This is a genomic window from Lyngbya sp. PCC 8106 (assembly GCF_000169095.1).
GTDB lineage: Bacteria > Cyanobacteriota > Cyanobacteriia > Cyanobacteriales > Microcoleaceae > Capilliphycus.
Genome location: NZ_AAVU01000014.1, coordinates 111,449 through 134,286, shown reverse-complemented (window position 1 = coordinate 134,286; position 22,838 = coordinate 111,449). Strand labels below are relative to the sequence as shown.

The window sequence follows — 22,838 nt, the reverse complement described above, 5'->3', positions numbered from 1 at the left end:
GGAGTTCTGTGATCTATTAACAGTTTATGCAACTCCAGTCACTCTGAAAACCATAAAAACTCATAATTTTCGAGAGATATTTATACTCAGTAAAATCTCGGAAAGTATCTTTTGACTTGTATTTTTTTTTAACCTCATAAAACCTCATAAAACCTCACAAAATCTTAAAAATGTGACTTTAATCACAAAATATTGGCTAATATTATTTAAAATTAAGTAACAAAAACTGATGTTAATATTGTCTCAGTGAAAACCCGGTATGATTTACACTTGAATAACCTTCAACTTAATTTGAAGACCCATGGATGCTCAAGCCGCCCTAGACTACATAGATGACCTAATTTTTGCCAAGTTCGGCAAACCGTTGAATGATTTAGAACGAGAAGTTTTTATTGGATCGTGGCAAGATAAAACCTATAAGGAGATTTATCCCTACAACCCAGAGTATATTGAAAAATCTGTGGGTTATCAACTTTGGCAGAAAATTTCTACAGTTTTGGCAGACAAAGTTAGTAAAAAAAACTTCAAAAGACCGCTGGAAAGACATTTTAAAAACACGTCTTACAAAACAGTTTTAATTAGTTACCAAAATCAAGAACCCGATACAAGTTTAGCCACTCAACTTGAGAAGGCAATTGCAGGGGAGGGACATCAAGTGTTTGTAACTCCCGTTGGGATCAATCAACCTCATTTAGTCAAAAAAACAACAGATTGGTTATCTCAAATTGATCATCAACTCCGACGTTGTGATTATTTTTTACTGTTGTTATCTCCCCAAGCAAGCGTTAGTGAAATTGTTTTAGAACAACTCAAACAAACAAAAGAACTGCGAGATTTTCGGGGCAGTCGAAAACCGATTATTTTACCCATTCGAGTGAATTGTCCGGCTTGTTTACCCTTTAACCATGACTTGCGAAGTTATTTACTCGGAACCTGTCAACGGGAATGGAAATCAGCCACTGATACTGCGAGCATTATTGAGGAAATAAAGAGATTTTTATCTCAAAATATTGATTGGGCAAACCATAAAAAATCTATTCCGAGTTGGGAAGAATGGAAAACCGTTGGAATTGAAGAATGGGAGCGAGAAATTAGTCTAGCCTCAAACCAAACCTTAGATTTATATCCTCTCCCGGTTGCCGAACCTGAACTTCCTCAAGGTCAAGTGCGTTTAGCCTCAGCTTTTTATATCAAACGAGATCCTTTTGAAGAACAATGTTATCAGGAAATCACCTCTCCCGGTGCATTAATTCGGATAAAAGCTCCGCGACAAATGGGTAAAACATCTTTGATGGCTCGAATACTATATCATACAAAAGAACAGGGTTTTAATACTGTTCCTTTGAGCTTTCAGCACGCCGATCAAAGTGTGTTTAACAACTTAGATCAATTATTACGCTGGTTTTGTATTCGGATTGCTCGCAAGTTACGGTTGCCCTATAAAGTCGATGAGTATTGGGCTGATATGTTTGGGAGTAAAGATAACTGTACTGCATTTTTTGAAGATTGTATTTTACCTGATATGGAGATGCCACTGGTACTCGGTTTAGATGAAGTTGATCGGGTTTTTCAGCATCCTCATATTGCAGATGACTTTTTTAGTTTATTGAGAGCGTGGTATGAAGAAGCGGGTTATGGAACCGGAGATAGTAATCTCTGGGAAAAACTGCGTTTAGTGATTGTTCATTCGACTGAGGTTTATATTCCTTTGGATATTAATCAATCTCCATTTAACGTCGGATTACCCATCGAATTGACTGAATTCACCCCCGAACAAGTTGCAGATTTAGCTCACCGACATGGACTAAATTGGCAAGAAGAACAGATCCAAAAATTGATGAAAATCGTTGGGGGTCATCCTTACTTAGTGAGAGTTGCAATGTATCATATTGTCCGAGAACATTTAACCCTAGAAAACTTAGCTGAAACTGCCTCAACAGAAGCGGGAATTTACGGCGATCATTTACGCCGACATTTATGGAATTTGCAAAAACATCCAGAACTCCTACAAGCATTAAGTCAAGTTGTGACAGTTAGAGAATCGGTCGAGTTAAAATCAGTTCTTGCCTTCAAATTACATAGTATGGGATTAGTTGATTTACAAGGTGATCGCGTCACACCGCGATGTGATTTATATCGTCAATATTTTTCTCATCGGTTCACCTTAGAGCCTTTAGATTTCAAATGATCAATAAACTTTTTTAAAGATTTCAGTGTTACACAAATTATTCTCTACCATCTGATTTGATATGTCATCTACACTCAGCCAAACTATTAACCCTACCTATTCCTACAAAGTCGGCGGACATCTACATTTTGATGCCCCGAGTTATGTCGTTCGTCAAGCCGATCAAGAACTTTATGAAGCATTGAAAGCTGGAGAATTTTGTTATGTTCTCAATGCCCGACAGATGGGAAAAACCAGTCTCAGGGTACGCACAATGCACCGTTTACAAGCGGAAGGATTTGCTTGTGCAGCAATTGATCTGACTAAAATAGGTTCTCAAGATATTACACCCGATCAATGGTATGCCGGAATTATGCGACAGCTTGTGAGGAGTTTTAAGCTGTCAATTCGCCTGCAACCTTGGTTAGAAGATCGCAACTATCTTACCCCTTTAAATCGTTTAAATGAGTTTATTGAGGATATTTTACTTGAATCTGTTCATCAACCGATTGTAATTTTTATTGATGAAATTGACAGTATTCTGAGTTTAAATTTTTGTGCTGATGATTTTTTTGCTTTCATCCGCAACTGTGAAGGTTGTCGCTCAATTGCTTTTGCATTATTGGGAGTTGCCACCCCTTCCGACTTAATTCAAGATAAAGCCTGTACTCCCTTTAATATTGGTTGGGCAATAGAATTACACGGGTTTCAATTTGATGAAGTTCAACCTCTAATTCAAGGATTAATTAATAAAATTAGTCATCCTGAAACGGTATTACAATCGATTTTAAATTGGACAGGTGGACAGCCTTTTCTGACACAAAAGATTTGTAACTATATTCATAAAATATTTGAGAAAAATCTTACAGAAATATTTATAGAACCTCAGAATGTTGATCAATGGATTAGTGAATTAGTTTATTCAAGATTGATTAATAACTGGGAAGCTTTAGATGAACCTCCACATCTAAAAACAATTCGTGATCGTTTATTACGACCAGATGAAAACAATATTTCACGCTTAAAAGTCTATCAAAATATTTTACAGCAACACAAAATTTCAGCAGATAGCAGTTCTGAAATAATGGATTTGAGGCTTTCTGGATTAGTTGTTCAAAGAGACAATAACCTTCAAGTCTATAATCCGATCTATGCAGCCGTATTTAATTTAAAATGGGTTGATAAATCAATCAAAACTCAGCAACCTGACTTTAAGGAAATTGTTGATCAGCAAGAAATGAAGTTACTGTTCTTGCTCAAAAAAATGGATGATAAAGGATTTGATGACATTCTCAGTGAAATTCTAGGTTTAATTATGTTGAAATTAATTGAACTCATGAGTGTTGATCGGATGGTGATTTATCTAGTTGATCGAGAGAAAAACGAAATTTGGATTATGAATGCAAAAACTACAGGAGGTCAAGCAACAAAACTACAAATTTTTGCCAACAATCAAACCACAGGACGAGTCACAATATTTCGGAAACCCCTCAATTATCATCTTGATTTTTCCGAAGATTGGTATTCAGCGATCGCTCAAGATCAAAATCAATGGACAACCTATAAAATTCACAACCAACTCACAATGCCACTCTTAAATGAGCCTAAAAATATCTGTGCATTTGTGCAGTTGAATAATAAGTTGAAAAAGCTTAATAATCCCACTTTAGCTTTAACCGAACAAATTGACCCCAGAGGATTTACAGAAGAAGATAAAAAAGAGCTAACTGAATATACTCGCGATTTACAACGTATTTTAGAAAGCTGCTATGACAGTTATAAACTCACCCAAAAACTCCAAATTTCAGAAGCCCTCTCAGAAGCAACTCGTTCGGTTTCTTATAGTAGTTTAGATACAGAAGAAATCATTCAACGAGTGATGGATGCAGCAAAAAAACTAATGAATGCTGATCGGAGTACACTCTGGTTATTTGATGCAAGAACTGATGAACTCTGGACAAAAATACCTTTTGAAAATGGTTCAGTCAAAGAAATACGAATTAAAGTTGGTCAGGGTTTTGCAGGACAAGTCGCCCAAACGGGGGAAGAATTAAATATTCCCTTTGATCTTTACAATCATCCCGACTCAAACACCGCCAAAACAACCGATCAAAAAACAGGATATCGCACCTGTAGTTTACTCTGTATGCCTGTTCATAATCCCGAGGGAGAATTATTAGGCGTGACTCAACTGATTAATCGCCGTAAACCCGGTCAATATCCCGAATATGATCCTAGCACTTGGCCAGAACCTCCTGAATGTTTTGAAGCCAGTTTTGATGCGAATAGTCAAAAATATATGAAGATTTTCAATTCTCAGGTGGGAGTGGCTTTAGAAAATGCCCGACAATTTAAACAAATTAAAGATCAGGCAGAAAATAGCCCTCAAAGCATCGTCAGTAAGACACTCGCCATGCTCAATCAAGTCATGGATGGTCAGGGATTTGATGAGATTTTAGATGCAACTTTACGGTCAATTACCCTGAAAACAGGTAAGTCTTTAAATGCTGACCGGACGACTATCTTTTTGTTAGATGAGGAGCAAAATGAATTTTGGTCGATTGTTGCTGAAAGTGAAGAAAATCGATCTTTAGAAATCCGAGTTCCTGCTAATAAAGGAATTGTCGGTGAAGTCGCAGCTACAAAAAAAACGATTAATATTCCCTATGATTTTTATGACGATTCTCGTTCAGAAACTGCCAAAGATCAGGATAAAAAGAACGGATATCGAACTTATTCAATGTTAGCACTCCCGCTATTAAATGAATTGGGAGACTTAGTTGCTGTCGTGCAGGCGATTAATAAATTAAAGCCAAACCATCAACCAACAGATAGTCTTTTTGACAAGATTGATCAAAATAGTTTTACGCCTGAAGATGAACAACTATTTACAGAAAATGCAGCTTTAATTCGGATGATTTTAGAAAGCTTCTGTTCTTTCCATAAAACGGCTCAAGGACGACGAGTTGCTGCCGCATTAATGGCCGCCACCCGTTCAATTCAAGGGACCAGCCTAGAAAAAATTGATGAAATTATTAAACGGGTCATGGATGCTGCTAAAAGCCTGATGAATGCAGACCGCAGTACATTATGGATACTTGACCGTAATCAACCAGATGAATTGTGGACAAAAGTTACTTTTGATGATAGTTCTCAGCGAGAACTGCGGATTAAAGTCGGACAAGGTTATGCCGGAAAAGTAGCTCAAATGGGAATTCCGTTGAATATTCCTTTTGATTTGTATGACTATCCTGACTCCGAAACAGCCAAGAATACTGATAAAAAAACCGGATATCGAACTTGTAGTTTGTTATGTATGCCTGTTTTTAATCCTGATGGTGATTTAATTGGAGTGACACAATTGATTAACAAAAATAAATTAGGAGATGAAATCAATATTGACTTAAAAAATGATGCTCCTATACCGGATATATTTCAAACAAGCTTTACCCAAAGTGATCAAAAACATATGCAGATTTTCAATAATCAAGTCGGTGTGATTTTACAAAATGCTGAATTACTCAAGGCACTCGGAGATATCACCGAACAGAATAAGATCTAATCTGAAATACTGAAAGACTTGCTACAGATGATTGATCGGGAGATTTTGCCTTCTACCTTCTGCCTTCTGAACTGGACTCAAATTTACCATTCTTGCTGCTTCATTTTTTTGGGTAAATTCAATCGGGGAAACTGATAAAATGTATTGCCTTCATCATCAATATCAGGTAAAGCAGAAAAAACCCTCGCTTGTCGTTCGAGATAATCTTGAGCAACTTCTGCACTCACTTGAGCGGTAGCGGCGAGTTGAATCAGTGAAATGCGACTATCTTGGATATCTAATAACTGATAGAATGCGTTATCCAACCTGCGATTTTGGTCTTGATTTCCCCCAACTCGAAAAATCAATAAACCGACTAAAACTCCTAATCCAGCAATACTAAAATATTCAATGAAAGCCATAAATTTCAAAATCCAATGAACTTCTAGCTTTAATAGTAAACCACTTTTGATTGTCGTCACATCTGGGGAGTGTTGCTAACGGCTAATTGTGAATTAAATTAGGATTAGCCATTAGCAGTTCAATGAGTTTGAGATTGTTTAATCAACTTCTGAGCTTAAGCATCTTGAGGTTTGATAAAATTTTCCGCCCCTTTAATCACTTTAGCCGACTCAATTTGATCTCCTTGCTGAAGATTTTCTAAAACTTCCTTGCCCTTAGTCACGTATCCAAACGCAGCAAAGCGACCATCTAATAAGTTTAATCCAGCCGGAGTTAATTCAGGTTCAAACAAGAAAAAGAAAATCTGAGAAGAACCCCCATTGGGTAAAGGTTCAGGACGCGCCAAAGCAACAGTCCCATAAGCCGAAAAGGGTAAAACAGGTTTATCTCGATACCGACCGATTTCTTCTAATGTATATCCATAAATCGGTTCCGTTTCTCCGCGAACTAAAATCTCTAACGGAATATCACGTTCTTTACCTGTTTTCGGATCAATAAATCCTTCTTCTTTTCCAGGCGGATCACCGACTTGTAGATAAAAGGCATCTTTAGCGCGATCAAACTTTAAACCATCATAAAATCCCCGTTCAACCAAATCCACAAAATTACCCGCAGTCACAGGTGCGCTGTAGCCATCAGCAACCAGCGTAATCTCTCCGCGACTGGTTTTAATTTCAACTGTAGCTCGTCCTTTAAGCTGAGGTAAATTTGCGTATTCGTCCGGAACTTCATAGGGAAATTCCTCAACCATTAACTCCTCAAGTTCACTCACTTTTGCGAGAACATCCGCTCGGGTTTCGAGTAACTTTTCGCCATCTTTGACTTCCAAAGCTTCCCGTAAACTCTCTATTCCCCCTTGGAGTTGGCTAATAATCGCTTCCGCTTCGGGTTGTCTATCTGAAGGGATACTCGCCAACAATTCAGATTCTTGTGTTGTGAGAACTCGCGAGGCGATCGCAATATCGCTTTTAATCGGACTCCAACGCTTACCCCGAATGCGTGTTGCAATTTCTTCTAAACTGCGTTGCATTTTTCGTACAGGTTCGTTATCAATGGGTAGAGCATAACGCAATAACGCTTTACCATCGGTAATCGCATTTCCTTGGGGTAAAACACTCTCTCGCTTGGGTTGACTACTACTCCCCCCAAAATCCCACCACGCTCCACTCAAACCGATTGAGAGTGAACACAACAGCAGCAGAACAACTCCCGTTTTCAACCAACGTTTGCAAGTCTCCATCATAGAATCAAGCCAATGCAGCATAAGTCTCCGATTTCATTCACTTTCTCATATTACGGGTCAACTGCGACCCTTGAGTGGTAAATTCTCCTGTGAATATTAAGAACTCAAGCACAACACTATAGATGAGTACCCGTTGAGGGGTAAAATAAAAAGCCGATTGTTTCTGCACCCAAAGAAACTCCATGATTTCCAGTAACGATTTTCGCACAGGTGTCACGATTGAATTAGACGGGGGAGTTTGGCGAGTGGTAGACTTCCTCCACGTCAAACCCGGAAAAGGTTCTGCATTTGTTCGCACGACACTCAAAAATGTGCAGACAGGTAATAAACTTGAACGAACATTCCGAGCGGGGGAAAGTGTCCCTCAAGCCAACTTGGAAAAAAGTGTTATGCAGTATACCTATAAGGAAGGCGAGCAATTTGTCTTCATGGATATGGGGACTTTTGAACAAGCTCCGCTCAACCCCGAACAAATTGGGGATGGCGTTAAATATCTCACTGAAGGTATGGAGGTGAACGTTATTCGCTGGAATGACCAAGTTTTAGAGGTGGAATTGCCTAACTCCGTCGTTCTTGAAATTACCGAGACTGATCCTGGGGTTAAAGGGGATACCGCAACCGGAGGAACCAAACCCGCTACAGTGGAAACAGGAGCAACGGTGATGGTGCCGCTGTTTATTTCCATCGGAGAGCGGATCAAAATCGATACTCGCAACGATACATATTTGGGCCGGGAGTAGACTTGCAATCCTTTTCGTAGGGCAGGTCATCCTAAGTTCATTATTAGGAGAAACACGCTCAATTCAATATCCAATATCCAACATCAATTGAAGGGAGACATACCAACTGTGCAACTCGATCTCAACCAGCTCCGTGAATTGTTGGCTGACATTGATAAAACGAATATCTCTGAGCTAACTCTAAAGAGTGACGATTTTGAACTTACGGTTCGCAAGGAACTTCCCTGGCGCGATCACTCTTTGTCACCAATCGATTCTATGCTAACTGGTGGGGTTCCTCGTTCGGAGTTGGCATCGTCTCCTGTTGCTTCGACATCAGGAAGTCATCAATCTGAAAAAGCAACATCCTCTAGTAGCGGGACATCAACATCTGTTGGCTCAACTTCTCTGTCGTCTGATAGTTCTAAATGGGTAGAAGTGACTTCTCCGATGGTGGGAACCTTCTATCGTTCCCCTAGTCCTGACGAAGTGCCTTTTGTCGAAAAAAGCGATCGCGTTACTGTCGGACAGGTGGTTTGTATTATTGAAGCGATGAAGTTGATGAATGAAATTGAATCGGAAGTTTCCGGTCAAATTGTTGAAATTTTAGTTGAAAATGGTGCGCCTGTTGAATATGGTCAAGCTTTAATGCGGATTAATCCTGAATAATCAGAAGGCAAGAGGTAAAATGTCAGATCTTACACCTCCCGACCTCCTGATCTCCCCCTTTTTTCTGTCACCCTGAGTCAAACGATGGCGTTGCCAGACCACGGAGGAGTCTTAGGGTCTATTCAAGATTCTTCGCGATTGCTCACCAATGACAAAAAAACTCCCGATCCCTAAAATTAATTGAGTTGAAATTCCGCCTCAAAACTTTTGCGGGTGGCAGGTTGTGGCACTTCTAAGCCCTCTCCTCCGAGTATTTCCAAAGGTTCACCCGCGACAGAAATCCAAACCTTCGCCTCTGGGTTAAGACTGGTTGCGGTATAAATCACCTGTCCTAAACGTCCAATCATCGAAGCACTGCCTCCTCCTGTGGTGAACTCCGGCGAAAGGTTTACATAGACCTCACTAGGATTGGCTTCAACGCTCAAAACTTCCGTTTGGGGAGGAATCTCGCTAAAACGATTTTCGTCCGTTGGTTGAGCCAATAACCCCTTAAAAGCAGCATCTAAGATCAACGCCGGATTATCTTCTGTGACTTGAACGGTCATCGGAGTCGCTACCCAGGCAATTTGACCGTTTTGATCTTGAACTCGGTAAATTTCTACCGTTTTTTCGAGGGTTGGCTCCCCTGTTTGCGGGGGGAGTACAGGGGAAGGTTCTACAGTTTCACTGGGACTCGGAGCAGGAATGGGTAAAATATCTGGGTCTTGAGTTTGGCGATAACTCAGCGTCCACCAGGTAATTCCTCCCCCGACTGCGATCAATAATGCGGCGATCGCAGCGATAATACCAACAGGTTTAGCATTCTCTTGCATCGGATCTCTCATCGCTATTTTCTAATTGAAATCAGCCCTCGTTTTCGGGCAACAACGTAAAAATATCTACAGTCTGTCACCCGAACAATTCCGACATTTTTATCAAGAACCTGAGTTGATCAGACAAATTAAGACGGGTTCGGAGTTAACAAAATGAGCTGTCGCGATCGCAGGGAACGTACCCCTTCTAAGTCGAGTCTGACTTCAGACAAAATCTCTTGAACCGTTTTTTGAGGAGGGCTGGAGGTTTCAGATTGTTCAGACTGCATCCATCCAGTATTGACCTCACAAGCCTGCATAAATTCAAATTCCTCGGAGGACAATTGTACCAATTGGTAGTCATAATCAAATAAAGTTTGATTCGGCCAGCCATTGATACAAGGACTCAATTCAGCAATAGCAGCCAGTAAACTCTGATCATTCGACCAGTTTGATCGCGCTACCGGAGGACGACCCAGGAAAAACTCATAATGAGTAATTTGGGGATCAAGGAGTTCAATTAAGCGGTAACGTTCGCGTGCGCTGAGTCCTTGAACTCGTTCGATCAGGTCTGGAGAAGTTCCTAATAAACGCTCAATCTCCCAATAACCGCGATTAGAAAATCCCACAAATTCTAATCCCGAAGCATCAATTAACTCAAATAATGTCTCAATATTGTAGTCAATTTCTTGAGGATGAACATACATATCGGCAAAACATTCATCCCGTTGATTTTCTAACGCCCAACGTTGAGCTTCATACTGAACCAAACGGTTATCTTGAGGGAGTGCTTCAAAAATCTCACGGCCGATCTTGACCCCTGCTTGGTAATTATTTCGATCTTTACTTTGCATCAGGGCGATCGCTTGTTGCATCAAACGAATTTCCCACCGTCCCAATTCAGCATACACAAAAATGTGCATTAAGCCACCCGGAGCCAACTTCAAGGCTAAAGTCTGTAGTCCCCGAACCGGATCGGGTAAATGGTGTAGGACTCCGACACAATTAATTAGATCAAATTGACCAGGTAGTTGACCCACATCATACAAACTCAAACTGCGAAATTCAGGCACCGGAGTTCCGGGTGTCGAGATACCGGATCGTTGAGTCCGTTCTTTTGCGACTCGGATCGCCCCTTCACTGAGATCCATTCCCAGAACAGTTGCTTGGGGGTTAAGCCCAATCAAATATTCGGTACTCGAACCCGTTCCACACCCGGCATCTAAAATGCGAATGTTTTCTGTCGGGGGAGTACGACCCGTACAAAAATTATAAGCCGCTCGCCAACACCACCGCCAATTATATCCAGGTGGAGGTTCGTCAAGTAATGGATCGGGGGGAAAGGGGTAAGTATCGTAAAGTCGTTGAACCGCAGTGCTAATCTCTTCCATAGTTTACAAATTTTATCAGACGGTATCAGACGGTATCAGACGGTATCGGACGGTGCAAGATCGATCTCAAGAAATCGGTTGACAACAGAGAACTGTAGCAGGATGATCGCCGTTAACCAAGAGCGCGAAAGTGTGAATTGTCTTCGGTACTGCGGCTATTTCGGCATCCTTTGCCCTCTGCGTGAACAACCCTTGTAATAAAACTTATTCTTTTTTCTCAGATAACTTCTCCTAAATCTATACAATAAGTTTCGATACGCTTTTTAACAAAAACCGAGTAATCAACCCAAATTATTTTAATCTGAAAGAACAATTTGGCTAAAACGGATTGTAATCAACAGAAAAGGTCAGCACATACAAATGCTTACCCAGTCTGTTTACCGTTCGCAGGCCATCAGATTGAAAACTGTCGCGATTTTATTGTAGGGAGCAGATTAGATTCACATGAGTGTTAAAGCAAGTGGTGGAAGCTCTGTTGCACGTCCGCAACTCTATCAAACTTTACCGATAGCAACGATTTCTCAAGCCGAGCAACAAGATCGCTTCTTGGCAAAAGGTGAACTGGGTGAACTGGCAACTTTCTTTAGCTCAGGGACGCTGCGTTTAGAAATTGCTCAGGTTCTGACTCAAAACTCAGAATTGATCGTGTCTCGTGCGGCGAACCGGATTTTCACGGGTGGTTCTCCTTTAGCCTTCCTCGAAAAGCCAGAAGAACCAGAAATGGCAATGGCAGGGGCAGGCGCAGGAGATATGAGCGTCGCCGAAGGGATGAAGTTAGGAACCGTCTCATACATTGATAATAAAGGCGGCAGTGGCGGCGGCGGAATTTTCTCCGGCTTAAAGTCATTGTTTGCTGATGCCGGGGGTGGTGGTGGCCCGGCTGTGTTTATTCCCCCTGGTTTCCAGCCGATTAACGTTTCTCGTTATGGCCCTGGAAACATGACAAAATCCCTGCGAGATTTAAGTTGGTTCCTGCGCTATCTAACTTATTCCATTGTGGCAGGTGATCCCAATATCATCGCCGTTAACGTGCGAGGACTGCGGGAAATTATTGAAAACGCTTGTTCAAGTGCAGCAACTTTAGTGGCGTTGCAGGAAATGCGACGGGCTTCAGTGGGGTACTTCAAGCAAAACGCAGATGCTCAAGAAATTGTCAAGCAATACTTTGAAGTGCTGATTTCTGAGTTTCAAGGGGCTACTCCTTCCACCAAACTCCGTCAGCGTCCGAGTATCGACCAACAAGGCTTAGAGTTACCGCAAATTTACTTCAACGCGGCTGAACGTCGTCAGAAGTTTGCGATGAAGCCCGGTTTATCTACGTCCGAAAGACAAGATATCATCAAAGCCGCCTATCGCCAGGTGTTTGAGCGTGATATTACCCGTGCTTATAGCCAAAGTATTTCTGACTTGGAATCCAAAGTCAAAAATGGCGAAATCTCCATGAAGGAGTTTATTCGTCGCTTGGGTAAATCTCCCCTGTATCGCAAACAGTTCTATGAACCCTTTGTCAATAGTCGGGTTGTCGAACTCGCGGCGCGTCACTTCTTAGGTCGAGGTTTATCGTCTCCCGAAGAATTTAGCAAATACTTCGCGATCATCTCTTCTGGTGGTTTAGCGAAGCTCGTAGACGCGATGGTAGACTCGACCGAGTATTCCGACTACTTCGGTGAAGAAACCGTTCCTTATCTACGAGGATTGGGTCAAGAAGCCCAAGAATGCCGCAACTGGGGGCCGCAAATTGATCTGTTTAACTACAGTGCGCCCTTCCGCAAGGTGCCTCAGTTTGTGACGCTGTTTGCAGCATACAATCAACCGTTACCTGATCAACACGTTTACGGTCAAGGAAACGACCCGCTAGAGATTCAGTTTGGGGCGATTTTCCCGAAAGAGACTCGTAACCCCAAAAATAGTCCGGCACCCTTTAGCAAGGATACCCGTCGAATTTTAATTCGCAATGGGGCCGGAATTGATAACCAACTCAGCAACCCCACCGCTCGCCCGAATAATCCCGGTTCCTTAGGGCCGAAAGTGTTCAAGCTCGATCAGCTTCCGGGCGGTTATATCAGCAGTCGGTTTAAGCGGTCGGGCGGCAGTAACGGCAATAGCGTTAAGTTTTCCGAAAGCTCCACCCAAGCGGTGATCAAAGCAGCTTATCTACAGGTGTTTGGTCGCGAAGTTTACGAAGGTCAACGCCTCAAAGTGGCTGAGATTAAACTCGAAAACGGTGACATCACGGTACGAGAGTTTATCAGAATGTTAGCCAAGTCTGATACTTTCCGTAAGATGTATTGGACATCGCTCTATATCTGTAAAGCGGTTGAATATATTCATCGCCGTTTATTAGGGCGACCGACCTATGGGCGTGCTGAAATCAATTCTTACTTTGATATTTGCGCCAAGAAAGGGTTTTATGCTTTGGTCGATTCTATGATCGACTCGACGGAATATAACGAATCGTTTGGGGAAGATACTGTTCCCTACGAGCGTTATTTAACCCCTGCCGGTGTTTCACTGCGAACCATGCGGGCGGGTGCTTTACCGGAGAAAATGCCGCAGATTACGGTGACAGAACCCGCAGCACCTCGATTTGTAGAACTGGGTACACCGGAAGATACAAAAGGTGAACTCGAACTGCAAAATCGTGTTTCTCAAGGGGTTAGCCTACGACGCCAACAAACGAAGGTGTTTAAACTCACCAATACTGAAGATAAGGTGGCGTTGAAGATTCTCATTCAAGCGGCTTATCGTCAGGTGTTTGAACGCGATATTGATCCCTATGTGGTCAAGAATGAGTTTACCGCCCTCGAAAGTAAGCTTGGAAACCGAGAAATTACGGTGAAAGAGTTTATTGAGTCGTTGGGTAATACTTCTCTGTATATCCGGGAGTTCTATACCCCTTATCCCAATACAAAAGTGATTGAGTTAGGAACGAAGCACTTCTTGGGTCGGGCGCCTCAAAACCAAGCGGAAATTCGCAAGTATAACCAAATCTTGGCTTCTCAAGGCTTGAAAGCGTTTATTGGGGCGATGGTCAATAGTATGGAATACTCTCAGGTGTTTGGAGAAGATACGGTTCCTTATCGTCGTTTCCCGACTTTACCTGCGGCGAACTTCCCCAATACTGAACGCTTGTACAATCAGCTCACTAAGCAAAATGGTGATATTGTGATTCCGAGTTTTGAGCCTGTGGCTACAAGCGATCGCAGTTAGTCAATTCGGTTCAGTTTATCGCTCAATTTTAGCGGATGATTATTTTTCCCCTGTTCTATAGAATGGGGGCTTTTTTTAGTTTTGTATTAATTTTATTTTTGTATTCATAAACTTATCCGGAGATCCGCTTGGGAAACCCGTATTCACTAAATAGTTTGAGTGATTATTTAGGAAGCGCAAGGAAATTCAATGTCAGATCGTGAACAAGTTAGAGTTGATAGCTTTCGAGTCTCTGGCCCTGTCCAAGGAAAGCGAATTGAAATTGAATTTGATGTCAAACCGACTCGTGAAAGAGGACGATCCTCTTCTTATAATTCTTCTGAGGAATGGGATTCGATTTGGTTTTTATTTATTCTACTCTTTTCTTTAGTATTTTTTGTGGGAAATAAAGTCGGAACAGGGGACAACCCTTTTCCTAATTCTTTTTATCCCTCTAGCCAGAATTTTAATTCTTTCTCCCAACCTAATGATTAAATTTGATCAATGAAGATTTCGGAAAAATTAGAGTTAATTCACAATTCACAACTTGAGGATTCTATCTCCCAACTATCCGAATCAGACGTTATGATTTGTAGTTGAGTCTAAAACTTAACTGGGTTGTGAATTGTGAATCCTCAATTTCTTGGAGTTTTTTGAGTGATTATTCCTCAAATACTCGGAGCTAACCAACCACGAATAAAGTAATAGAATGTAATGATATATTCTTCTACTACATCCGTTGTTAACAAAAGAGCTTCAGCACTGGGTAAGAAGTCTTTCGCCGAAACTCGTCGCTGGTATTTTTCATTTGGGAGAGACGCAAAAAAGTTAGTCGGTGCTGGAATCACTTTAAAGCCTACACTGGCAAACGTTAAGCTTGCTCGTCGCATTTCTAATCCAGAAGTGACTAAAATGATCGCTCGCCCTAAGTCTTGTTTTTTGGCGATTTGTTGAATAGAAACTGCACTATCATACAACGTTCCCTCAGAAGTATCTTTGAGAATAGAACGAGAAGGAACCCCCATTCCCACCAGTAATCTAGCGATATAGTCTGCTTCGACAACGGGTTGCAAATATTCATTTCTTGAACCCGCACTGACAATCATCAGCGGAGCTAAACCATCTTTATAGAGTTTAGCTGCATAGGGAATGCGATCGCCAATTCGAGTCAGTTGAACTTGAGTAACATAGGGAAGCTTCGGTTCAGTCGTTCCCGAACCCAATAGAACAATAGCTTCGGCTCTTTCTCCACAACATAAATCCGTTTGAACCGTTTCAATCGCGGTTTTTTCTAATTGAAAAGCCAACCATTGAGCCACAAACGGCATACTGGAAAGAATTAAAATCAGTAAAGCCGTTAAAATCAAGTTCGGGCCAGGACTAGAAATTCCCCCCTTATTAATTTGAGTCGCCGCTAAAATCAACAACAAGATTGATAAACCAAGCGGCTTAATAAACACGGACAAAAGACTCAAAATCGCGAGTCCTATGGGGCTGTCGGGTGCGGTAAAAGCAATCAGCAATAAAAATACAGCTAGCAGGAACCACAACCGCCCCACTAGATTACCCTCTTTACTCACTAAAAGTTTCCATAATCTAAAGATGATGGTTCCAATGAGGAGTAACAATAAAAGTCGAGTGAGTTGTACAAACATTTTGTCTGTTGTTCAAGATGAGTTTTTAGACGTTTGTTTTGTGGAAAACTTGAGACCATCCCACTGAATATAATCGGTCGAGAACAGAAGTTTCTGTTTTCTCTCATGCAGTCTACCTGTTTTGAGGGCCAACCGCGATCACAATTTCCATTTGGATATGGCTAAAGTTTACAGAAAAAAGAGGGAAGCGGAAAGCCCTCGACAGTTATAGCAATGGTACTATTGTTCTATCTAAAAGCTAAAATACCTCACCCGTCTACGCGAACTACTTTTGTTTGGAGCGACGTTCTAACTCACGTTGAATGGCTTCTACAACTGTTTCTACCACTTGCACCCGAGCCGAATATTTACAATTAGCCCCCACAATAGTCCACGGTGCTGTCGGTGTATGAGTGCGTTGAATCATCTGATTAACCGCCACTTCATAAAAAGGCCATTTTTCCCGATTACGCCAATCTTCATCGGTGAGCTTATATTCTTTAAAAGGATTCTCTTGACGGGCTTGAAAGCGCTTCAGTTGTTCGTCTAAGTTGATATGTAGCCAAAACTTCACCAACACATAACCCGCACGGGTCAGTTGTTCTTCAAATTCATTGATTTCTCGATAGGCCCGTCGCCATTCTTCATCGGTGGCAAACCCTTCGACTCGTTCAACCAAAACTCGACCATACCAACTCCGGTCAAAAATTCCGATTTTGACCGCAGAGGGTAAACTTCGCCAAAACCGCCAAAGATAATGATGGCTTTTCTCCTCGTCAGTCGGGGCGGCAAAGGGTTGGACTTCGTAACTACGGGGATCTAAAATATCCGTTAACCGTTTAATCGCTCCGCCTTTTCCGGCTGCATCCCACCCTTCAAAAATAGCCAACACCGGAACTTGTTGTTCATAAATCTCTCTTTGGAGTTTACCCAAACGGGCTTGTTGTTGGGAGAGTTTGTGTTTGTAGTCGTCTTCTGATAGAGAATGAGTTAAATCGATTTGCCCCAAAGGATTCGGCTCAGTGGGGTCTAGGTGGTCTTGTAGCGGGGTTCTGATGGGGGGAAGCTGAACCTGTAGCCTATCCAATGCTTCGGTGAGGGTCGCAACCATTGCTGAGAGAACTTTAATCCGAGCATAGCGTTGACTATCGCCTTCGATCAATATCCAAGGTGCCGCGCCTGTGCTGGTATGAATCAACATTTCTTCAGCGAAAGCTAAATAGGTATCATAATTTTTTTCTTGTTGCCAATCTTCAGGACGAACTCGCCACGCTTTTAACTCATCTTTGGCGGCTTTTTTGAGGCGGCGCTTGAGTTCTTTTTGGCTAAGATGAATCCAAAATTTCGCAACAACAACACCATCATCGACCATCTGACGTTCAAAGGCGTTAATTTGTCGCATCGCCATCGGCACTTCAGCTTCAGGAAGTCGTTCAAAGAGTCGGTCTTCGAGAACGTGGGTATACCAACTGTGGTAAAAAATGCCTATCTGACCTTGGGCGGGGAGTTTTTGCCAAAATCGCCACAGAAACGGATAGCGACGTTCCTCTCGGGTTGGCGGCCAAATGGGATGAACAATAAATCCTCGCGGGTCCATGTAGCCGACCATTTTTTTGACTAGCGCCCCTTTTCCGGCGACAGCCCAACCTTCCAAGACAATAATAGCCGGGAGTTTCTTTTCCCAACAGGTTTGTTGCAGCGATCGCAATTTTTGCATTAAACTTTCTATCTGGCTCTGATAAGTTTCTTTATCGAGAGATAAATTGAGATCGAGAGTATCGAGCATGAATTTAGCCGGATCACAATAACAGTCCAGTCTAACTGCTCTACAGAGGGTTCTGCATCGTTTAATTTAAAAATTTTTTCAAAGAAGTGAGAAGACAGCTTCATCAAAAATTGAGAAAGATTTAGGCTTGTCATTTTCTTGTCATTTTATGGGGTTATTGTTTAAACCATAAGAAGTTAGCCAGTCTTAACGGTCTACTTCCCAATACATCTGTTTAAAATTATTCTTTTTTGGAGAGTTCCCATGAAATTAGAAATCATCGGCACAATTCTACTCGGTGTGGTTGCGGCGACTGTTTTTCCTGGTGTTGTTCAAGCCAATAATGGTTCTTTTTCCGGTACCATTGAACGGGTTTGGGAAGATGGTTTTCGCTTGCAAAGTGAAAATCGGGGGATTACCGTTGATTCTTGGGATGTTTGCGGAGACAATACCGCTCGTCATCTCTCAGCAGGAGAACAGGTGACTGTCGTGGGTGAGTTTGAGATGGGAGAATTTGATGCGTTTTCAATTACGAAAGCTGATGGTGTCGCGGTTTGTAAATAGTAATTTCGCTTCATTGTTAGGTTACATCTTTCTATTTTCTAGGGCTTATATTTGATCATTGACTTGACTTTCTGTTTGGATTCGATTTGTGAAATCTATGGGTTGATATCCTCGGCTTTTTCAACAAGCTGAGGATTTTTTCATGGATAGCAGTTAGCTTTCCTCTGTGCGAGTGAGTTAAACTTCGTTGAAAATCGGCGATCGCAGACTAACAAACCAACGGTATGATTAAGTTCAACCGATCTGTAACTATTTTAAAGCGATTACTCGTTATTTAGAACTCAAAGATATGACCCCTGAAAATCCTCAATCTCAAATCCAAGCGGGGCGGTTAGCTATCCTGTTACATGGAGGTATTCTCGGTGCAACGGGTAAAACAGGACTGTCTTTGTTGCGTTACTCTCAGGCTAATATTGTCGCAGTCATTGATCGCGATTGTGCGGGACAGTCTCTTTCTGAACTCACGGGAATCAACCGAGAGGTGCCGATTGTTGCTTCTGTCAAGGATGCGATCGCTTATCATCCCAATATTCTGATGATTGGAATTGCACCGCCAGGGGGGGCTTTACCGGAGGAATGGTGGGTTGATCTTGATGGGGCGTTAGAAGCAAAATTATCGATTGTTAACGGGTTACATACCCAATTAATTCCTTTAGTTGAACAACGCCACCACAGAAATATTAACCAAATTCTCAACCCTCAACAATGGATTTGGGATATTCGTCAAGAACCATCGGGTTTAAACATTGCTAGTGCTGCGGCGCGTCAACTCAATTGTCAACGAGTTTTAACGGTGGGAACTGACATGGCAATTGGTAAGATGTCCACGGGTTTAGAACTCAATCAAGCGGCTCAAAAACGGGGAATTCGGTCTAAGTTTCTCGCTACAGGTCAAGGGGGATTAATGTTAGGAGAAGATGGCATTCCTTTAGACTCAGTACGAGTAGATTTTGCCGCAGGTGCAGTCGAACAAGTGGTAATGCGGTGTGGAAAAGATTGTGATTTACTTTTTGTCGAAGGACAAGGTTCGCTGATTCATCCGGGTTCAACCGCGACTTTACCGTTGTTGCGGGGAAGTCAACCGACTCATCTGATTTTAGCCCATCGTGCCGGACAAACTCATGTTCGCAATCATCCTCATGTCGTTATTCCTCCTCTATCTCAAGTGATTGAGTTATACGAAAATGTTGCCAGTGTCGGTGGCGCGATGCAATCTGCAAAAATTGTCGGAATTAGCCTGAATACTTATGGTTTAGCGGAAGATGTAGCTAAGGAAGCGATCGCGCAAGTTCAACTTGAAACGGGTTTACCCTGTACGGATACGGTTCGGTTTGGGGCGGATATTTTATTGGATGCACTATTAACGAGGGAACAGTCAACCGGGAACAGCCAATAGTATTGATTGTTGTCTATTCCCCTGTAACCTATAACCTATCTCCTATCCCAACAACAAACCCGTTAATGCTAGCCAATCGATACCAGATCGGTTAGTCTCAATAGTAGTGTGTGTGAGGTGGTTAAAAAAATCTTATGAATGATGTGATGCTGTTGGGTGAATCTACGGTTAATAGGTTTCCAGTTTTAGGACTTCCTGTTCATCTGCATCATAATTATCATAACTGGTTGCTTAACCGTCTATATAAAGGGTTAGGAACTCATGTGATTACTTTGAATGCTGAAATGGCAATACAAGCCGATCGCGATCGTCATCTCGCAGAGGTGATTCGGGGGGCTGAACTTGTGATTCCAGATGGGGCGGGAATTGTTCTTTTTCTGCGGCTGAAGGGAAAGCCCACTCAACGTTGTCCAGGTATTGAACTGGCTGAGTCTTTCTTACAAAAAATAGGTCAACAAAATTGTTCAGATCTGGTTTTTTTCTATGGGGGAAAACCGGGAGTTGCTCAACGGGCTGCTGATCGATTTCAACAAAAAATTCCCAATTTAGCGATCGCCTCTTATCACGGTTATCTTGCGGCTTCTGAAGAAGAACAGTTAAAAGATTCACTCAAAGATTTACAGCCCCCAGTGATTTTTGTGGGTTTAGGAGTACCGCGTCAAGAGTTATGGATTGCCAAAAATCGTCATTTGTGTCCGAATTCCATTTGGATTGGAGTTGGGGGAAGTTTTGATATTTGGGCTGGGACAAAAAAACGGGCACCGGCTTGGTTTTGTAACAATCATTTAGAGTGGCTTTATCGACTCTATCAAGAACCCTGGCGATGGAAAAGAATGTTGGCATTACCTCAGTTTGCAGTCAAGGCTTTACTGAGTTAATCAAAGTGTTTAAAGGCTGAAGTAGTTCATCAGCTACAACAGCCTCTTAATTAAGCATGATGTTAAAGTTTAGATTTTATTTTCATCATCAAAGAAGTTATTAATCACTGCATAACCGATTAATTGATTTGGTAGTGATAAATATGTAGTGATCAGCAGTATTAAGTATAAGTATCTTTGATATTGTTGTACCTTTTATCGAAGAATCGAGCCGGCGGGAGTCGTCTGATTGACAATGCGATCGCCAGTAAGACCAACGAGAAAGTCTTTGAAAAAACTGGTAACATATAAATCTGTTGGGAGGATGTCAAGCCTAGCCTGAGACTTGATAAACTGAAGACTCACAAAAAATTAAAGCCATGAATCATTCTGCCTTAACTTGTCCCCAATGTCAAAGCCAGAAAATTGTAAAAAATGGTAGCATTCATAACAAAAAGCCCAAATACAAATGCACCGAATGTGGAAGGCAATTTGTCGAACATCCTCGCCAAATTTATATTTCTGAAGACACCCAAAATTTCATCAAAAAACTCTTGTTAGAAAAAATTAGTTTGGCTGGAATAGCTAGAGTAACAGGAGTTTCACGAATTATCACTACCGAATAGGCTTAGGTATCCTGATATGGAAGCTTGCATGGATTACCTGATTTCGGAATCTGTGTTGGTTCAATCGACGCTTCAATCTCAAAGGTGGGCAAACTTTACCAAACCATCGAAGTCCGCATTGAACAACCTAAAAATAATTCTAGCGTTGTCCCTCCGCCCCGAACAAACAAAACAAGCTTCGACATGGCTCTATTACCTTACACCTGTTATTGATTATTGCGTCAAGTTTTGACATTGGGTGGTTTAGAGAAGTTGCAGCGATCGCCCAAGCGGTTTATTGATTTGCTTTAGTGAGAAAACTGGGAGAAATGCTCTCGGTAAAGTAATCACCGGAAAATAAATAAGAAATGTAAACAGATGGGATGAGTGTTTATACTTATCAGCTAGAACAGTAGAAGACACAGAAATATTCAAGGCAATTGTGTCACGACTTGTAAGATTTTGTCGCAGTCAAAGCAAAAACTGTAAGAATCGCCTATTATTGGAGGCTAAATCGAGGCATCAAAAATTGGGAATTGATTTTCTTTTTATAAGTAGCCGCTCTAATTGAAAGTATTAAATTATTATTGCGGTGGGTTTGAGACAGAAGCTGTGTCGTGGGAATTATTTACCTTTATTTTACGTTGGTTTGATGAGTAAAGTTCTTATCAAAACCTAGATAAAGTTGCGAGATAAAAAGAAAATTGCAAAAAAATAATGCAGTTTTTTATATGGTTTGTTGTTTGCTGGAATGTTCTCTGAAATAGCCTGGTTTGGCTTGAAGCCTGTTACTACACAAGCTTTGGAACCTATTGTCATGGGAGCAGACAAAACAAATGTAATGACAACAGCCACAGCGAAGCATTCAGGATTGAATAGTTATACCGGAATTGTGTACGTTGTTGGTGAAAATGGCTACCAAATAAGTAGAAGTTACATTTGTGAAACACAACAACCTTCTCAACTACCACCATCCAATTTAAAACTACCCATTGCTAACGGTGAAATTGAATGTTCACCCGGTTCACAATCGCTTTACTAAACTTTATTATTGCGGATAAAAAAACATGAAAAGATTAACTTCATCATTATTAATCGGACTAGGATTAGCCTTGGGAATCTCTAACGGTTCATTGTTAGCCCAACCTACAGCAGAATTTAAAACCTTTGTCGAATGGTGCGAGAATAAAGCTCAACTGGCGGGGGAAACACAGCATACTATTGAAGTGCTATTAGAACAAGCAGGTACAACGGATTGTAATCAAGCTAATCAAATTTTATCTCAATTTACTGAGCTTTCTCTCCCCACCAATAAAATTAGTGATATTAAACCTTTTTCTAGTTTAACTCAGCTAACAAGTCTTGGACTCAGTGACAATCCAATTCACGATCTTAGTCCCTTATCTAATTTGACTCAATTAACTGAACTTTACCTTTATTATAATCAGGAAATTAGTGACATCAGTCCTTGATCTAATTTAACTCGTTTGAAAACGCTTGTTCTTAGTGTTAATAAAATTAATGATATCAGTCCTTTATCCAATTTAACTCAACTAATAAGGCTTGATGTCGGAGATAATAACATTAGTGATATTAGCTCTTTATCTAATTTAACTCAATTGGCAGACCTTAATCTCGAAGCTAATAAAGTTAGTGATATTAGCCCTCTGTCTACTTTAACTCAATTGACAAAGCTTAAACTTGGTGCCAATGAAATCAGAGATATTGGTGCTTTGTTTGCTTTGACTCAATTAACAGTCCTTGACCTTAGATACAATCCAATAGAACAGAAAATTTGTCCCCTAGCGAATCAATCAATCTGCGAATTTTGATTTTTCAAATAAA

18 protein-coding genes and 1 pseudogene are annotated in these 22,838 nt (G+C 41.4%); 13 read left to right on the top strand and 6 right to left on the bottom strand.

The window, feature by feature from the left end; genetic code table 11:
• Nucleotides 1-301: 301 nt before the first annotated feature.
• A complete protein-coding gene (locus L8106_RS11715) occupies nucleotides 302-2,188 on the top strand; it encodes an AAA-like domain-containing protein (protein ID WP_009784512.1) in 1,887 nt (628 codons plus the stop codon).
• Between the two features lie 61 nt (nucleotides 2,189-2,249).
• Complete coding sequence (locus L8106_RS11710) at nucleotides 2,250-5,729, top strand: GAF domain-containing protein (RefSeq protein WP_009784511.1); 3,480 nt, start codon at nucleotides 2,250-2,252, stop codon at nucleotides 5,727-5,729.
• Between the two features lie 83 nt (nucleotides 5,730-5,812).
• On the opposite strand, the gene L8106_RS11705 is transcribed toward L8106_RS11710, so the two are convergent.
• Together L8106_RS11705 and L8106_RS11700 are read right to left on the bottom strand one after the other, a co-directional pair.
• The gene (locus L8106_RS11705; protein WP_232228467.1) at nucleotides 5,813-6,190 is read right to left on the bottom strand and encodes a hypothetical protein; all 378 of its coding nucleotides are present in this window, start codon (nucleotides 6,188-6,190) and stop codon (nucleotides 5,813-5,815) included.
• Nucleotides 6,191-6,285: 95 nt separating this feature from the next.
• Nucleotides 6,286-7,434, bottom strand: a complete 1,149-nt coding sequence (locus L8106_RS11700) for a peptidylprolyl isomerase (protein ID WP_039896083.1) — start codon at nucleotides 7,432-7,434, stop codon at nucleotides 6,286-6,288.
• Nucleotides 7,435-7,595: 161 nt separating this feature from the next.
• Between L8106_RS11700 and efp the strand changes: the two genes are divergently transcribed.
• Nucleotides 7,596-8,153, top strand: coding sequence for an elongation factor P (efp, locus tag L8106_RS11695; protein ID WP_009784508.1), 558 nt, complete (start codon nucleotides 7,596-7,598; stop codon nucleotides 8,151-8,153).
• A gap of 108 nt (nucleotides 8,154-8,261) precedes the next feature.
• A complete protein-coding gene (accB, locus tag L8106_RS11690) occupies nucleotides 8,262-8,801 on the top strand; it encodes an acetyl-CoA carboxylase biotin carboxyl carrier protein (RefSeq protein ID WP_009784507.1) in 540 nt (179 codons plus the stop codon).
• 176 nt (nucleotides 8,802-8,977) lie between these two features.
• On the opposite strand, the gene L8106_RS11685 is transcribed toward accB, so the two are convergent.
• Nucleotides 8,978-9,625: a GerMN domain-containing protein gene (locus L8106_RS11685; protein ID WP_009784506.1), complete on the bottom strand. Its 648-nt coding sequence runs from the start codon at nucleotides 9,623-9,625 to the stop codon at nucleotides 8,978-8,980.
• A gap of 116 nt (nucleotides 9,626-9,741) precedes the next feature.
• Nucleotides 9,742-10,983: a bifunctional 2-polyprenyl-6-hydroxyphenol methylase/3-demethylubiquinol 3-O-methyltransferase UbiG gene (locus L8106_RS11680; RefSeq protein WP_009784505.1), complete on the bottom strand. Its 1,242-nt coding sequence runs from the start codon at nucleotides 10,981-10,983 to the stop codon at nucleotides 9,742-9,744.
• A gap of 444 nt (nucleotides 10,984-11,427) precedes the next feature.
• Between L8106_RS11680 and L8106_RS11675 the strand changes: the two genes are divergently transcribed.
• Together L8106_RS11675 and L8106_RS11670 are read left to right on the top strand one after the other, a co-directional pair.
• Nucleotides 11,428-14,193 carry a phycobilisome rod-core linker polypeptide gene (locus tag L8106_RS11675; protein WP_009784504.1) on the top strand — a complete coding sequence of 922 codons (2,766 nt, stop codon included), beginning with the start codon at nucleotides 11,428-11,430 and terminating at the stop codon, nucleotides 14,191-14,193.
• A gap of 189 nt (nucleotides 14,194-14,382) precedes the next feature.
• Nucleotides 14,383-14,667 carry a hypothetical protein gene (locus L8106_RS11670; protein WP_009784503.1) on the top strand — a complete coding sequence of 95 codons (285 nt, stop codon included), beginning with the start codon at nucleotides 14,383-14,385 and terminating at the stop codon, nucleotides 14,665-14,667.
• Between the two features lie 173 nt (nucleotides 14,668-14,840).
• On the opposite strand, the gene L8106_RS11665 is transcribed toward L8106_RS11670, so the two are convergent.
• Both L8106_RS11665 and pap read right to left on the bottom strand, forming a co-directional pair.
• A complete protein-coding gene (locus L8106_RS11665; RefSeq protein WP_009784502.1) occupies nucleotides 14,841-15,827 on the bottom strand; it encodes a YdcF family protein in 987 nt (328 codons plus the stop codon).
• Between the two features lie 265 nt (nucleotides 15,828-16,092).
• Nucleotides 16,093-17,592 carry a polyphosphate:AMP phosphotransferase gene (pap, locus tag L8106_RS11660; RefSeq protein ID WP_009784501.1) on the bottom strand — a complete coding sequence of 500 codons (1,500 nt, stop codon included), beginning with the start codon at nucleotides 17,590-17,592 and terminating at the stop codon, nucleotides 16,093-16,095.
• Nucleotides 17,593-17,835: 243 nt separating this feature from the next.
• On the opposite strand from pap, the gene L8106_RS11655 reads away from it, so the two are divergent.
• The 7 genes and pseudogenes from L8106_RS11655 to L8106_RS32960 all read left to right on the top strand — a co-directional run bounded on the left by L8106_RS11655 (nucleotide 17,836) and on the right by L8106_RS32960 (nucleotide 22,825).
• Nucleotides 17,836-18,135 carry a hypothetical protein gene (locus tag L8106_RS11655; RefSeq protein ID WP_009784500.1) on the top strand — a complete coding sequence of 100 codons (300 nt, stop codon included), beginning with the start codon at nucleotides 17,836-17,838 and terminating at the stop codon, nucleotides 18,133-18,135.
• Between the two features lie 289 nt (nucleotides 18,136-18,424).
• On the top strand, nucleotides 18,425-19,531 hold the full coding sequence (locus L8106_RS11650) for a DUF1611 domain-containing protein (RefSeq protein ID WP_009784499.1): 1,107 nt from the start codon (nucleotides 18,425-18,427) through the stop codon (nucleotides 19,529-19,531).
• Nucleotides 19,532-19,665: 134 nt separating this feature from the next.
• Nucleotides 19,666-20,409, top strand: coding sequence for a WecB/TagA/CpsF family glycosyltransferase (locus L8106_RS11645; protein WP_009784498.1), 744 nt, complete (start codon nucleotides 19,666-19,668; stop codon nucleotides 20,407-20,409).
• Between the two features lie 359 nt (nucleotides 20,410-20,768).
• A pseudogene (locus tag L8106_RS11640) lies at nucleotides 20,769-20,996 on the top strand (IS1 family transposase); the annotation flags it as partial.
• 748 nt (nucleotides 20,997-21,744) lie between these two features.
• The gene (locus tag L8106_RS11635; protein WP_009784496.1) at nucleotides 21,745-22,035 is read left to right on the top strand and encodes a type IV pilin-like G/H family protein; all 291 of its coding nucleotides are present in this window, start codon (nucleotides 21,745-21,747) and stop codon (nucleotides 22,033-22,035) included.
• Nucleotides 22,036-22,060: 25 nt separating this feature from the next.
• Complete coding sequence (locus L8106_RS32965; protein ID WP_009784495.1) at nucleotides 22,061-22,465, top strand: leucine-rich repeat domain-containing protein; 405 nt, start codon at nucleotides 22,061-22,063, stop codon at nucleotides 22,463-22,465.
• A gap of 15 nt (nucleotides 22,466-22,480) precedes the next feature.
• Complete coding sequence (locus L8106_RS32960) at nucleotides 22,481-22,825, top strand: leucine-rich repeat domain-containing protein (protein ID WP_009784494.1); 345 nt, start codon at nucleotides 22,481-22,483, stop codon at nucleotides 22,823-22,825.
• Nucleotides 22,826-22,838: the final 13 nt, after the last annotated feature.